Annotated in this window: 11 protein-coding genes; 3 read left to right on the top strand and 8 right to left on the bottom strand. The window is 69.9% G+C overall.

The window, feature by feature from the left end; genetic code table 11:
• Positions 1–6 precede the first annotated feature (6 nt).
• Genes U742_RS0111015 through U742_RS0111005 form a run of 3 tightly spaced genes read left to right on the top strand, consistent with a single transcriptional unit; the run spans position 7 to position 2,541 of the window.
• Complete coding sequence (locus tag U742_RS0111015) at positions 7–1,377, top strand: dicarboxylate/amino acid:cation symporter (protein WP_029352936.1); 1,371 nt, start codon at positions 7–9, stop codon at positions 1,375–1,377.
• On the top strand, positions 1,374–2,126 hold the full coding sequence (locus tag U742_RS0111010) for a cysteate racemase (RefSeq protein ID WP_051661069.1): 753 nt from the start codon (positions 1,374–1,376) through the stop codon (positions 2,124–2,126). Before U742_RS0111015 ends, U742_RS0111010 begins: the two co-directional genes overlap by 4 nt.
• 55 nt (positions 2,127–2,181) lie before the next feature.
• Complete coding sequence (locus U742_RS0111005) at positions 2,182–2,541, top strand: hypothetical protein (RefSeq protein WP_029352932.1); 360 nt, start codon at positions 2,182–2,184, stop codon at positions 2,539–2,541.
• A 13-nt stretch (positions 2,542–2,554) separates the two neighbouring features.
• Here U742_RS0111005 and U742_RS0111000 read toward each other — a convergent pair whose 3' ends face one another.
• The 8 genes from U742_RS0111000 to U742_RS0110965 are packed head-to-tail and all read right to left on the bottom strand — an operon-like array spanning position 2,555 to position 13,448.
• Positions 2,555–5,290 (bottom strand): nitrate reductase, encoded by a 2,736-nt coding sequence (locus U742_RS0111000; protein ID WP_081852944.1) that lies wholly within the window; start codon positions 5,288–5,290, stop codon positions 2,555–2,557.
• Entirely contained in the window at positions 5,290–6,903 is a 1,614-nt protein-coding gene (locus tag U742_RS0110995; RefSeq protein WP_029352928.1) for a sulfite reductase subunit alpha, read from the bottom strand. The genes U742_RS0111000 and U742_RS0110995 overlap by 1 nt, the downstream gene beginning before the upstream one ends.
• The gene (locus U742_RS0110990; RefSeq protein ID WP_029352926.1) at positions 6,900–8,684 is read right to left on the bottom strand and encodes a NirA family protein; all 1,785 of its coding nucleotides are present in this window, start codon (positions 8,682–8,684) and stop codon (positions 6,900–6,902) included. The genes U742_RS0110995 and U742_RS0110990 overlap by 4 nt, the downstream gene beginning before the upstream one ends.
• Positions 8,684–9,928, bottom strand: a complete 1,245-nt coding sequence (locus U742_RS0110985; protein WP_081852955.1) for an NAD(P)/FAD-dependent oxidoreductase — start codon at positions 9,926–9,928, stop codon at positions 8,684–8,686. The genes U742_RS0110990 and U742_RS0110985 overlap by 1 nt, the downstream gene beginning before the upstream one ends.
• A gap of 17 nt (positions 9,929–9,945) precedes the next feature.
• Positions 9,946–10,383, bottom strand: a complete 438-nt coding sequence (locus U742_RS0110980; protein WP_029352922.1) for a globin family protein — start codon at positions 10,381–10,383, stop codon at positions 9,946–9,948.
• A gap of 11 nt (positions 10,384–10,394) precedes the next feature.
• Complete coding sequence (locus U742_RS0110975) at positions 10,395–11,189, bottom strand: ABC transporter ATP-binding protein (protein WP_029352920.1); 795 nt, start codon at positions 11,187–11,189, stop codon at positions 10,395–10,397.
• A gap of 10 nt (positions 11,190–11,199) precedes the next feature.
• On the bottom strand, positions 11,200–12,096 hold the full coding sequence (ntrB, locus tag U742_RS0110970; protein ID WP_029352919.1) for a nitrate ABC transporter permease: 897 nt from the start codon (positions 12,094–12,096) through the stop codon (positions 11,200–11,202).
• A 32-nt stretch (positions 12,097–12,128) separates the two neighbouring features.
• Entirely contained in the window at positions 12,129–13,448 is a 1,320-nt protein-coding gene (locus U742_RS0110965; RefSeq protein WP_029352918.1) for a CmpA/NrtA family ABC transporter substrate-binding protein, read from the bottom strand.
• Positions 13,449–13,671 lie beyond the last annotated feature (223 nt).

Here is a 13,671-nt window from a genome sequence, read left to right as displayed (position 1 = left end):
ATGGACATGTCGACGCCGAAACCGGTCGAGGCGAGGGCGTTCAACTGGCGCGGTGCCCTCCGCCGGGTGCTGCGCTCGCCGCTCACCACCATCTTCATGATCGGCGCGGGCATATTGTGCGGCCTGCATTATCCCGAGCTCTCCCACGCCATGGGCCCGGCCGCCCATGCCTATTTGAACCTCCTGAAGATGGTGGTGCTGCCGTTCCTGGTCTCCTCGGTGATCTTCTCGATCACCTCCATGGTCCAGGACCCGCAATCCGTGCGCTATCTGGGCAAGATCGCGCTGGCCGTCCTCGCGGTATCGTTCATCAGCGTCATGGTGAGCGGGACACTCGCCACCATCCTGCAGCAGGGACAGATCGACGATCCGCAGTCCCGCATCCAGCTCGGCCAGTTCATCAACTCGCAGGGCACCGTCTCGACCGATCTCGAGCTGACGCTGGCCCCGTCCGACGCCGACACCAAGACGGTCGGGCCGCTCTCCATCTTCCTGAACCTCGTGCCCAACAACGTGTTCAGCGCGCTGGCAAGCGGCGAGGCGATCCAGGTTCTGCTGTTCTGCCTGCTGTTCGGGCTGGCGATGGGCAATGTCCCGCGCTCGTCCTCCACGACCTTTGCCGGGGTGCTCGATGCCGTCTACCGGTCCTGCATCATACTGACGAACTGGTTCATCTGGGCGCTGCCCTTCACCACCTTCATCCTCATCGCGGACCAGACCGCGAAGATGGGCGCCGAGCCGCTGAAGCTGATGGGCGGCTTCCTGCTCGTCATGGGGCTGGCAAGCGCTATTGCGATGGCTACGGCCTTCGCCATCGTCTCCATCCGCTCCGGCCGCAGTTACTGGGCGTCCGTCAAGGCGTTCCAGCCTTTGCTCATGGTGGCGATCACCACCCGCTCCACCGTCGCCTCGCTGCCGTGGATCATCAACCTGCTGACCGAGCGGCTGCGGTTCAGTGCGGTGGTGGTCGAGCTGCTGGTGCCGCTGCAGGCGGCGCTGCTGCGCACCGGGCCGATCTTCCTCTACACGATCGGCACGATCTTCATCGCCCAACTCTATGGCCGCTCGCTGTCCATAGCGGACCTGACCTTGGTCGGCGTGGTGGCGTCCCTGCTGGCGCTGACCACGACCGGAATGAGCGGCATCGTCATACTGTCCCAGATGTCGATCCTGTGCGGCTACCTCAAGCTTCCCTTCGAGGCGGCCTTCGCCCTGTTCGTGGCGGTCGACGCGGTCACCGACACCTTCATGACGCTGGCCAGCGTGAGCACCGTCGCCGCCAGCACGGCGGCCATCGCGCCGCATGAGGGGCACAAGGACAGCCATCCGGTGCCGGCGGCATCCGAGGCGCCCGTGCTGAGCGAGGCGAGGTCGTGATCGCCGAAGCGATACGTCCCCGGCTCGGCGTGATCGGCGGGCTCGGTCCGCTCGCCTCGGCCGACTTCTTCTTCAAGTTCACGCGCCTGACCCCGGCGCGTACCGATGCCGAGCATGTTCCGGCGGTCATGCTGAGCGTGCCGCAACTGCCGGCGCGGACCGAGGCGATCCTGCGCGGCACGGACGAGCCGCTGCTGCCGCTCCGCAATGCGGTCGAGGCGCTGAACGGGCTCGGCGTCGACTGCATCGCCATACCCTGCAACACCGCCCACCACTGGTACGAGCAGATCGCCGAGGCCTCGCGGGCACGGATCATCCATATCGCCGACGCGGTCGTCTCCGATCTGAGGAGCCGCCCGCACCGGGAAAAGATCGCGGTGCTGGCGACGCAGGGCACGCTCGCCTCGGGATTCTACCAGACGCGGATTCGCGCCGCGGGCTATGAGCTGTTCGTGCCGGCCTCGGCCGAGTTCCAGGCGAGCGTCGACGACGCCATCGATCTCGTGAAATCCGGCATGGTCGCGGAGGCGGCGTCCGCGTTCCGGACTGCCCTGCGCCTCGCCCGCTCCACCGGCGCGCGTACCGCGGTGCTCGGCTGCACCGAGCTTTCGGTGGCCGCGAACGGCCTCGCCACGGCGGACCCGGACATCGTGGACTGCAACGTTTCGCTGGCGCGCGCCTGTCTGGCCCATCTGGGCTATGGCGCATCGGGCGACACCGAGCGCGGGCTTCTGGCGGCAGCGAACTGACGGGTCGCCCGGCCGGCGAGGCGGCGTGGGCAATCGAAGACAAGGGGAGTGGCGGATGCCGAAGGCCGAATACCGCGCGACACTGGCGCAGGATCGCAACACGGTCCTCATCGAGGTGATGATCGACGACCAGCCGCAGGCCTGGAGCAGCTCGACGGCGGCGGAGCTTTCCAGCCTCATCGACCTTCTGGTCTCGCTGCGGGCCGGAATGGCGGCGCCGTTTCCGACGCAGCCGGACGCGAATGTCGCCATGCCGGTCGTCGTCGATCCCTGCTGGCAGGCGGGCATGACCGAGCGCGGCGAATTCGCGCTGCGCCTTCGCCATCCCGGCCTGGGATGGACCGAATATCAGCTTCCGGCCGCCTCCGCCGGGCCGCTGACCGACGTGCTGGAGCGCGCGCGAGGCGCAGCCTGAGCATCTCGCCGGGTCACGTCACTTCCATGACCTGCCGCAGCATGCGCCGCAGCTCCGGAATGCAGGAGCCGCAATTGGTGCCGGCCTTGAGGCAGCGGCCGAGCGATTCCACGCTGGCGCGAGGATCGCCGGCGATGGCCGCCTCGATCGCCGCGCGCGGCACGCCATGGCAGGCGCACACCAGAGGACCGGCACCGGCGCCGCCTTCCGTGCGGCCCGAGAGCAGCGCCCGACGCTGATCGGGCGCGATGACGCCGTCCGCAAGGAGCGGCAGCACGCCGCTCCAGTCCAGCCGCTGCCGCGAGCGCTCCATGAAGCCCAGCACGGCGAGGCGGCCGCCCTCGAAGGCGGCGAGGCGATAGCGACCTGCGCCGGCGTCGTCGTAATCGGCCGCGTCGGCGCCGAGCGCGGCGCACCACCCGGTCATCCAGTCGCGTGGGGGCTGCGGATCGGCGAGGATATAGCCGACGCCACCCTCGACCGCCGCCCGCGCCCAGCAGGCGACCGGTGGCGGGCCGATGTCGCGGCGCATCAGGACGAAGCCGCGGAACGGCATGTCGAGGCGTTCCATCCGCACCGGCGTCGCCTTGGATTCCGGCTGGCCGGAGAAGGGGTCGGTGGTGCCGGCTACCAGCGCGCCGATGCGCCCCGCCGAGGAATTGGCGCCGCTCCAGTGGATGGGCGCGAACAGGTTGTGGCGGCGCTGGCCGGGGACAAGCTGTGCCTCAACCACCGCAGTGCCGTGAATCGAGACCAGCCGCACCGCGTCACCGTCGCCAATGCCGAGCGGGGCCGCGTCGTCGGGGTGGATCTCGACGAAGGGCACCGGCAGATGCGCGGCAAGCCGTGGGCTAAGACCGCTGCGTGTCATGGTGTGCCACTGGTCGCGAATGCGCCCGGTGTTGAGGATGAAGGGAAATTCCGCATCCGTCGCTGTCGCGAGCGCGGGCGGATCGGGAGCGACGAAGCGGGCGCGGCCGTCGGGCGTGTAGAAACGGCCATCGGCGAAGAAGCGCTTCTCGCCGGTATCCTCCGGCCGCCGCACCGGCCATTGCACCGGGGCCATGGCGTCGAACGCCGCGTCCGGCATGTCCTTGAGCCCGCCGAGGTCGAAATCGCGCACGCCCTCATTCTCGAAAGACGAGAGCGCGGCGTGCTCGCGGAAGACATCGGCGGCGGAGCGCCAGGCGAAGGCCTCGCCGAAGCCGAGTCGCCGGCCGACCTCGGCGACCGCCCACCAGTCCGGCTTCGCCTCGCCGGGCGGTGCGAGGAAGGCGCGCTGCCGGGAAATGCGGCGCTCGGAATTGGTGACGGTGCCGTCCTTCTCGCCCCATGCGAGGGCGGGCAGGATCAAGTGCGGCCGGCAGCCGAGCGTGTCGTTCGTGGCGACGTTCTCGGATATTGCGAGGAAATCGAGCCGGCGAAGCGCATCCCGCGCGGCATCGGCGCGCGGCAGGCTCACCGCCGGGTTGGTGCCCAGGATCCACAGCGCCTTGATGCGGCCGGCAGCGATCGCCTCGAACATCTGCACCGCCTTGAGCCCTTCGCGCTCCGCCATGCGCGGCGCCTGCCAGAAGCGGCGCACCCGGTCGATTTCCGGGGCCGTGAAATTCATGTGCGCGGCCAATTGGTTGGCAAGGCCGCCGACCTCGCGTCCGCCCATCGCATTGGGCTGGCCGGTGAGGGAGAAGGGACCCATGCCGGGCCGGCCGATGCGGCCGGTGGCGATGTGGCAGTTGATGATGGCGCCGACCTTGTCGGTGCCCTGCGCCGACTGGTTCACGCCCTGCGAGTAGCAGGTGACGGTCCGCCCGGTTCCGGCGAAGAGGCGATAGAAGGCGGCGAGGTCCTCGGCCGCGACGCCGGCCTCCAAGGCCGCGGCCTCCACGGAGGGCGCCAGCCGGCGGGCGGCCGCGAGGGCCTCGTCGAAACCGCGCGTATGGGCGGCGACATAGGCCTCGTCGAGATGGTCGCCATCGGCCAGCCACGTCAGCAGGCCGGCGAAGACAATGGCGTCCTTTCCCGGCTTCACGGGCAGGAAAAGATCGGCGTCGTCGGCCGTGGCGGTGAGGCGCGGGTCGATCACCACGAGCCTGGTGCCGCGTTTCAGCCGCGCGGCCTCGAGGCGACGGTACAATATCGGGTGGCACCAGGCGGCGTTGGAGCCGACCAGCACGACGAGATCGGCCTCGTCGAGATCGGCATAGCTGCCCGGAACGGTGTCGGAGCCGAAGGCGCGCCTGTGGCCGGCGACCGAAGAGGCCATGCAGAGCCGCGAATTGGTGTCGACATTGGCGGTGCCGAGGAAACCCTTGGCGAGCTTGTTGGCGGCGTAATAGTCCTCGGTCAAAAGCTGGCCGGAGAGATAGAGCGCGACCGCGTCGGGACCGTGCCTTTCGATCGTGTCCTCAAAGGCCTGGGCAATGCGGTCGAGCGCCGTATCCCAGCCGGTCCGCGCCATGGAACCGTCGGCGCCCCGCATCATCGGATGGAGGAGGCGGGTGCCTAACCCCAGCGTCTCGCCGAGTGCCGAACCCTTCGAGCAGAGCCGACCGAAATTCGCCGGGTGCTCGGGGTCGCCCGCGACCGCCGCTCCGCCCGCCCCGTCCGGCGTCGCCAGCACCCCGCAGCCGACACCACAATAGGGGCAGGTGGTGCGCACCGCGCCCTGGCCAGCCGGTGCGGCGAGATGGACGGCCGGGCCGGTCAGCGCGGTGAGAGCGGCCTGAGCGGGGACGGGGGCGTTCATCAGTAGACGTCCGCCTGATAGCGCCCCGCCTTCTTCAGGCTTGCGACATAGGCATGGGCCTCGTCGGTCGATTTGCCGCCATGGGCGGCGACGACGTCGACCAGCGCGTGCTCGACATCCTTCGCCATGCGCTTGGCGTCGCCGCAGATGTAGAAATGCGCGCCGGCCTCGAGCCAGGCGTGGAGATCGGCGCCGACCTCGCGCATGCGGTCCTGCACATAGACCTTCTCGCCGCCGTCGCGGGACCAGGCCAGCGTGAGGCGCGACAGGTGCCCGCAGGCGCGCATGCCGGCGAGCTCGTCCTCGTAGAAGAAGTCGCAGTCACTCCTCTGGTGGCCGAAGAACAGCCAGTTACGGCCCGGCGCCTTGGCGGCGAAGCGCTCCCACAGGAAGGCGCGGAAAGGCGCGATGCCGGTGCCGGGCCCGACCATGATCACCGGCGTCGACGGGTCCTTCGGCAAGGCGAAGCCGTGCGCCTTCTGCACATAGACGCGCAGCTTCGTGCCGGGCTCCAGCCGGGCGGCGAGGAAGGTCGAGCCGACGCCGAGCCGCGTGCGCGCGCCGATGCGGTAGCGCACCGCGTCGACGGTGAGCGAGAGCCGGCCGGGCGTCGCCTTCGGGCTGGAGGAGATCGAATAGAGGCGCGGCTGCAGGGGCTCCAGCGCCTCGGCCAGCACCTCGGGAGCGATGCGCGGTCGGCCGAACTTCTCCAGCGCCGCCAGCACGTCGAGGGTGGCGGCGTCGCCGTCCGGATCCTCGCCCGCGGCGAGCGCCCGAGCCTTGCGGCGCATCTCGCCGCCGGTGAGATAGGTGAGGAGCTGGAACAGCCCGTCCGGCGCGGCGCCCAGCGCAACGTCGTTCGCGAGCACGTCGCTTGCGGCGCGCTCGCCGATCATGTCGTGGGTGGTGGCGCCGATGGCGTCGAGCACGGCGGCGACGAGGCCGGGATCGTTCTGCGGGAAGATGCCGAAGCTGTCGCCGACCTCATAGTCGAGCCCGGCCGACGAGAGGTCGAACTCGACGTGCCACGTCTCCTTCTCGGAGGCGCCTTTGTTGAGCCGGTGGCGGGCAAGGAGCGTCACCGTCGCCGGGTTGTCGCGCGAGGTGCCGGGCGCGCCCACCGGAGCCGGTTCCGGGGGGGCAGCCGCGGGAGCCGCCGCTGGCGCGTCGCCGAGCTCGGCGGCAAGGCTTTTCAGCATGCGCGCCGTCTCCTTGCCGCCCGGCGAGCACAGGTTGAGCTTGCTCTCCGCGCCGGAGGCGATGGCGGCGGAATAGGTCTCGCAGAGATAGCCACACTGGCCGCAATCCTGCTGCGCCATCGCCGCCATCATGCGGCGGGCCAGCGGACGCCCTTCGGCGAGCTTCATGCGCTCGTCGAGCGGCATGGCCGGGTCGTGCCAGGGTGCGCCGTCGTCGGCATCCGCCGCGCCGCCCGGCATCAGCGCGGCGTTCTCGGCCGGCGAGAGTGCGGTCGGGCCGCCGGGCAGGCCCTGCGGAGTCAGGATGCCGGCGAAGAAGCCGTTCAGCCAGGCGCGCTGCTCCTCGCTGAAGGGCGCGGTCTCCGGGAAGAAGGCGACAGCGGGCGGCACCGGGGTCGGGGTCGCGGCGTTCATTCGGCGGCCTCCAGCGCTTCGCTGACCAGTGCGCGCAGCACCTCGGGCTCATGGCGGCGGGTGAAGCGGGCGAGCGTCTCGCCGGCGTCGGCGCGGTGGGCGAGCCAGGCCTTCAGCAGGCCTTCGACACGGGCGGGCGCGTCCTCGGCCTTCACGTCGCGCCACAGCTCGCGGGCGATGGCGGCATCCGAGCCGAAGCCGCCGCCGACCACGACGTGATAGCCGGCGACCGTGTCGCCGTCGTCGCTCACCGGCACGCGGGCGCCGACCAGGCCGATGTCGCCGATATAGTGCTGCGCGCAGGAATGGTGGCAGCCGGTGACGTGGATGTTCACCGGCAGGTCCACCGCGACGCGGCCCTCGCAATGCTGGGCGATGGCCTCTGCGGTGGCCTTGGTGTCGGCATTGCCGAACTTGCACCCCGCCGCCCCGGTGCAGGCGACGAGGCCGGCGCGCAGCGCGGTGGCGCGGGAGGTCAGGCCCATCGCCTCGAGCGCCGCTTCGACGAGGGGCACATTGGCGTCGGAAACCCCGGACAGGATCAGGTTCTGCCACACGGTGAGGCGCAGCTCGCCGTCGCCGAGGTCGCGGGCGATGCGGGCGAGCCCATGCATCTGCTCGACCGTCATCTTGCCCACCGGCAGCACCACGCCGACCCAGTTCAGGCCTTGCTGCTTCTGCGCATGCACGCCGACATGGCCGAGCCGGTCCGGCTCGGGACGCGGCGCCACCGCCTCCGGGGCCACGCGCACGAGCGTCTCGCCCAGCTTCTCCTCGGTGGCGGCGAGGAACTTCTCGAAGCCCCAGGCGTCGAGCACATATTTCAGCCGCGCCTTCTTGCGGTCGGTGCGGTCGCCGTGGTCGATGAAGACGCGCACGATGGCGTCGGCGACGCGGGTCGCGTCCTCCGGCTTCACGATCACGCCGGTGTCGCGGGCGAGATCAAGGTGGCCGGTGATGCCGCCGAGCACGAGGCGAAACCACACGCCCGGCTCGACGCCGAAGCCGTCGGCCATCTCCACCGCCTGGAAGCCGATATCGTTGGTGTCCTCCAGCGCGCCGATCCGTCCGCCGCCATCGAAGGCGACATTGAACTTCCGCGGCAGGCCGTAAAGCGAGCGGTCGGCGAGGATGTGGTGATGCCACTCCAGCGCATAGGGCCGCGTATCGAGGAGTTCCTGCGGGTCGATGCCGGCGGTGGGTGAGCCGGTGACATTGCGGATGTTGTCGGCGCCCGAGCCGCGCGCGGTGAGGCCGAGGCCGATCAGCCCTTCGAGCAGGGCAGGGCCGTCTGTCGCCGGAATCTCGCGGATCTGCAGATTGGCGCGGGTGGTGACGTGCGAATAGCCGCCGCCATGCTTCGCCGCGAGGTCGGCGATGCCGTCGAACTGCCAGTATTTCAGCACCCCGTTGGGAATGCGCAGCCGGCACATGAAGCTGTCCTGCGTCGGGGCGACATAGAACAGGCCGTGGAACTTCCAGCGGAAGACGTCGATCCCCTTCGGGAACACCCCCTCGCGGGCGTGCTGCTTCATGCGGGCGTAGGAATCGAGGCCGAGTTCCTCGCGCTTCGCCTTCTCCTCATTGACCAGCTTGCGGCCCTCGGCCTCGGTGCGGGCCATGGCGCGGTGGGCGGCCGCGTCCGGGCCGGTCGGCTCGGCCTTGGTCGGGGAAGCGGCGGGAGCGGCGCTGCCGAGGCCGCCGGCCACCTTGGTGGCGGCGAGGCCGGCGACGAAGCCTTCGAGATAGCGCTTCTGCTCGGGGGAGAATTCGGTGCCCATCACGCGGCCTCCGCGGTGAGGTTCGTGTCTTCAGGGAAATCGCAGCGGCCGAAGGCGATGTCGGCGCGACGCCCGGAAATGTCGCGGCCGGAGCGGATCAGGTCGCGGTAGAACAGCCCGTCGGCGGTGTCGCCATAGAGCACCGCGCCGACGAGGCGGGTGCCGCGCGCATCCTCGCGCACCACCAGCCGGCGGTAGAGCCCGATGCCGGGGTCCGACAGCACGAGGTCCTGCGTGCCCTCGGCGCCGAGGAAGTCGCCGGCGGAGAAGACATGCACGCCGGAGACCTTGAGGTTGGTGGCGGTGACGCTGCCCTCATAGGCGCCCGCACGGCCGGAAAGGCGCCGCGCCAGCACGCGGGCCTGCTCATAGGCCGGCTCGACGAGGCCGTAGACCAGCCCGCGATGCTCGGCGCATTCGCCAATGGCGAAGATGCCGGCATGGTCGGTGGCGAGCCCGTCGTCGACGAGCACGCCGCGATTGCAGGCGAGGCCGGCGGCGCGGGCGAGATCGGCGTTGGGCCGCACGCCGCAGGCGACGACGACGAGATCGGCCGGCAGCACGGTTCCGTCGGCGAGGCGCAGGCCGGTGACGCGCCCTTCGCCCTCGATGGCGACGGTCGAGGCGTTGAGCGCGACGGCGATGCCGCGCGCCTCGACCGCGCCCCGAAGCATGGCGCCGGCGCGGGCGTCAAGCTGGCGCTCCATCAGCCGGTCGGCGAGATGCACGATCGTGGTCTCGACGCCGGCGCCGGCGAGGCCGGTCGCGGCCTCCAGCCCGAGCAGGCCGCCGCCGATGACGACCGCACGCGCGCCGGCAGCGCCGGCGGCGAGCAGCGCCTCGACATCCGCGCGGTCGCGGAAGGTCATCACGCCGGGCAGGTCCATGCCGGGTATGGGCAGGCGGATCGGGTGCGAGCCGGTCGCCAGCACCAGCTTGCCGAAGGGCAGCACGGTGTCGTCGGCGAGCCGCACCGTGCGCGCCCCGGTGTCGATGGCGATCGCCGGGTTGCCGCAGACGAGGCGAATGCCGTGCGCCTCCCACCAGCCGCGCGAGTGCAGGGTGAGTTCGTCCGCGCCCACCTCGCCGGCGAGCAGCGAGGAGAGCAGCACGCGGTTATAGGCGAGGTGCGGCTCGGCGCCGATGACGGTGAGCGCGTAGCGGCCGGGGCAGGCGTCCACGAGCTCGGCGCAGAGCTTCGCGGCCGCCATGCCGTTTCCGACGATGACGAGGCGTTCGCCCATGATGTGGGGCTCGCTCATCACGCTGTCGCCTCGGTGCCGGCCGGTGCCGCCTTCATGGCGTCCTTCATCACCCCGGCGAGGGCGCCATAGGCGGTGACCCAGGCCTCGCGCGTATCGGGGGTGAAACCGTCGCCGAGGCCCTGCTCCAGCGTCCAGATGAGCGCCGCGCCGACCGGGGCGAAGTGCTCGTCGGTGACGCCGTAGCCGGCGTGGCGGGCGCCGAGGCGCTCCACCGCCGGCAGCAGCGCCGGCAGGTCGTCGATGCCGTTGACGACGACGGCGAGCGTCGCCATCAGCTTGCGCCCCTGCTCGGGCATGTCGGCGGCCTTGAACAGCGGGCGCACCTCGGGCGCGATCTCGAACAGCCGGCCGTAGAACAGCGCGGCGGCATTCTCCGAGATCGGGCGCACCTTGTCGAAGCTCGCGCGGATGAGGGTGATCTGGTCGGGTGTCATGCCGTCCTCCCTCACGCCGCCTCGACGAAGCGGTGGCGCTCGTAGAGGAACTTGAGCACCGCCTCGCGGCATTTGAGGTAGGTCGGATCGGTGACAAGCTCGAGCCGCCGGCGCGGGCGCGGCAGCGGCACCTCCAGCACCTCGCCGATATGGGCGGCGGGGCCGTTGGTCATCATCACGATGCGGTCGGAGAGCAGCACCGCCTCGTCGACGTCGTGGGTGATCATGATGATGGTGTTGCCGAGATTGGCATGGATCTGCATGACCGAGTCCTGCAGATGCGCGCGGGTCAGCGCGTCGAGCGCGCCGAACGGCTCGTCGAGCAGCAGCACCTTGGGCTGCATGGCGAGCGCGCGGGCGATGCCGACGCGCTGCTTCATGCCGCCGGAGATTTCCGAGGGACGCTTGTCCCTGGCGTGACCCATCTGCACGAGGTCGAGATTGTGCAGCGTCCAGTCGTGGCGCTCGGCGCGGCTCTTCAGCCCGGAGAACACCTTGTCCACGGCGAGGCGGACATTGTCGTAGACCGAGAGCCACGGCAGCAGCGAGTGGTTCTGAAAGACCACCGCACGGTCGGGGCCGGGGCTGTTCACCTCGCGGCCCTCGAGGATCACGCCGCCGCCGCTCACCGGGGTGAGGCCGGCGACGATATTGAGCAGGGTCGACTTCCCGCACCCCGAATGGCCGATGATCGAGACGTACTCGCCCTTGGCGATGCCGAGCGAAACCTGCCGCAGCACCTCGGAGGTGGCACCGCCGCGGGTGAAGGACTTGTCGATATGGTCGAGCTGGAGATAGGCGCTCATCGGTTCCTCCTCAGGCAGCGGCAGTGCCGCGGGTGATGAAGGCGCCGATGCCGGCGACGATGCGGTCGAGCACGAAGCCGACCACGCCGATATAGACCAGCGCCACGATGATGTCGGACAGGCGCGAGGAGTTCCACGCGTCCCAGATGAAGAAGCCGATGCCCACCCCGCCGGTCAGCATCTCGGCCGCCACGATGGCGAGCCAGGACAGGCCGATGCCGATGCGCAGGCCGGTAAAGATGTAGGGCGCCGCCGCCGGCAGCATGATCTTCAGGAAGAATTCCAGCGGGTTCAGCCGCAGCACGGCGGCGACGTTGCGGTAGTCCTGCGGGATGTTCCGCACGCCCACCGCGGTGTTGATGATGATCGGCCAGATCGCGGTGATGAAGATCACGAACACCGCCGAGGGACTGGAATCCCGGAAGGCGGCGAGCGCGATCGGCAGCCAGGCCAGCGGCGGCACGGTGCGCAGCACCTGGAAGATCGGATCGAGCCCGCGCATCGCCCAGACCGACTGGCCGACGATGACGCCGAGCACCACGCCGACCACCGCCGCGAGGCCGAAGCCGATGGCGACCCGCTGCAGCGAGGTCAGCACCCGCCAGCCGAGGCCGATGTCCTGCGGTCCGTTGACGAAGAACGGATCGACGATGAGATCGCGCGCCTCGCTCCAGATGGTCGAGGGCGGCGGCAGCGTCGCGCCGGGGCTGGAGCACAGCAGCTCCCACAACCCAAGCAGCAGCGCGAGGACGATCGCCGGCGGCACCACCGCGACGGCGACGCCGCGCGCGAGGCCGGCGAGGCGGCTCGGCTTCGCCGGGCGAGCCGGCACGGCGAGCTGGACGATATCGGCGCTCTTCTTCGCCGGCGTGGGCGGGGCTTCGCCCTTGAGTGCGGTCACGGACATGATCGGCTCCCGGTGGTGAGGAAGGCAGCGCCTCAGGCGACGCGCTTGATGTCGAGGCTGGCGAGGTAGGCGGTGGGGTTCTCGGGGTCGAAGACCTTGCCGTCGAAGAAGGTCTCCTTGCCGCGCGAGGCCGAGGCCGGGATGTCGGCCGCCGCGACGCCCATCTGCTTGGCGGCGGCGCGCCAGAGGTCCTCGCGGTTCACCTTGTCGACCAGCGCCTTTACGTCGGTCGAAGGCTCGAACTTGCCCCAGCGTATGTCCTCGGTGACGAACCAGGCGTCATGGCTCTTGAAGGGGTAGGAGGCGTGGTCCTGCCAGAACTTCATGTACTGGGAGGTGCCCTTCTCGACGCGGCCGTTGCCGTAGTTGATGTCGCCCTTGGCGCGGCCGACGATGTCGGCGACCGGCACGTTGAACCACTGCCGCTTGCCGACGATGGCCGACATCTCCTCCTTGTTGGCCATCTGGTCGCACCATTGCTGGGCTTCCATCACCGCCATCAGGATCGCCGCGGTGGTGTTGGGATTCTTGTCCACGAACTCGGCGCGCATGCCGAGCGCCTTCTCGGGGTGGTGCTTCCAGATCTCGCCGGTTGTGCAGGCGGTGAAGCCGATGCCCTGGTTGACGAGCTGCTCGTTCCACGGTTCGCCGACGCAGAAGGCGTCCATGTTGCCGACCTTCATGTTCGCCACCATCTGCGGGGGCGGCACGACGATGGTCGAGACGTCCTTGTCGGGGTCGATGCCGGCGGCGGCGAGCCAGTAGCGGATCCACAGGTCGTGGGTGCCGCCCGGGAAGGTCATGGCGACCTTCACCTCCTTGCCGGCCGCCTTCTTGGCGGCGAAGGCCGCCTTCAGCGCCGCCGCGTCGGCGGTGACCTTCAGGTCCTTGTACTCGTTGGAGACCGAGATCGCCTGCGCGTCGAGGTTCAGCCGCGCGAGGATGTACATCGGGGTCGGGACGTTGTTCTGCGTCACCTTGCCGGCCGAGATGAGATAGGGCATCGGCGAGAGGATGTGGGCGCCGTCGATACCGTTCGCGCCGCCGCCCAGCACGAGGTTGTCGCGCGTCGCGCCCCACGAGGCCTGCTTGGCGACCTCGACATCCGGCACGCCATATTTCGCGAACAGCCCCTTCTCCTTGGCGATCACCAGCGGGCTGGCGTCCATCAGCGCGATGTAGCCGAGCGTCGCCTTGGTGGTCTCCGGCGTCGCGGCGTAGGCCTGCGGCACGCCACCGGGGAAGGCCATCCGCACGCTGTCGAACAGCGCGGCGGCGCCCAGCGTGGCGGCGGACGACTTCAGGAAGGAGCGGCGGGACAGACGCGAACGGGACGGCGGGGTTTCGGTCATATGGGTTGCCCTCGGAATCTTGTTTCGAGAAGCCGCGCCCGTCCTGATCGAACCCGAGCGCAGCGATGAAAACACAAAAAGCCACGGACCCGGACGGGTGAACCCGTCACGGAGTCAGCGGCTTTGCTGAGGCCCATCGCTGGGCGAAATCGGGAATGCCGAGATCATCGTTGATCGGCGGCGCAGACTTATATTCACGAAGCATGCCAACTCGCGCGCGGCA

The organism is Allobosea sp. 117, from assembly GCF_000702305.1.
GTDB lineage: Bacteria > Pseudomonadota > Alphaproteobacteria > Rhizobiales > Xanthobacteraceae > Ancylobacter.
Note: the sequence above shows the minus strand (reverse complement) of the source record. Positions and strands in the feature narration are given on the sequence as shown.

Bases quoted from the DNA above. Each gene is read 5' to 3' on its own strand.
- U742_RS0111015 (WP_029352936.1), top strand. From the start codon at position 7: ATGTCGACGCCGAAACCGGTCGAGGCGAGGGCGTTCAACTGGCGCGGT.
- U742_RS0111005 (WP_029352932.1), top strand. From the start codon at position 2,182: ATGCCGAAGGCCGAATACCGCGCGACACTGGCGCAGGATCGCAACACG.
- U742_RS0111000 (WP_081852944.1), bottom strand. From the start codon at position 5,290: ATGAACGCCCCCGTCCCCGCTCAGGCCGCTCTCACCGCGCTGACCGGC.
- U742_RS0110995 (WP_029352928.1), bottom strand. From the start codon at position 6,903: ATGAACGCCGCGACCCCGACCCCGGTGCCGCCCGCTGTCGCCTTCTTC.
- U742_RS0110990 (WP_029352926.1), bottom strand. From the start codon at position 8,684: ATGGGCACCGAATTCTCCCCCGAGCAGAAGCGCTATCTCGAAGGCTTC.
- U742_RS0110985 (WP_081852955.1), bottom strand. From the start codon at position 9,928: ATGGGCGAACGCCTCGTCATCGTCGGAAACGGCATGGCGGCCGCGAAG.
- U742_RS0110980 (WP_029352922.1), bottom strand. From the start codon at position 10,383: ATGACACCCGACCAGATCACCCTCATCCGCGCGAGCTTCGACAAGGTG.
- U742_RS0110975 (WP_029352920.1), bottom strand. From the start codon at position 11,189: ATGAGCGCCTATCTCCAGCTCGACCATATCGACAAGTCCTTCACCCGC.
- ntrB (WP_029352919.1), bottom strand. From the start codon at position 12,096: ATGTCCGTGACCGCACTCAAGGGCGAAGCCCCGCCCACGCCGGCGAAG.
- U742_RS0110965 (WP_029352918.1), bottom strand. From the start codon at position 13,448: ATGACCGAAACCCCGCCGTCCCGTTCGCGTCTGTCCCGCCGCTCCTTC.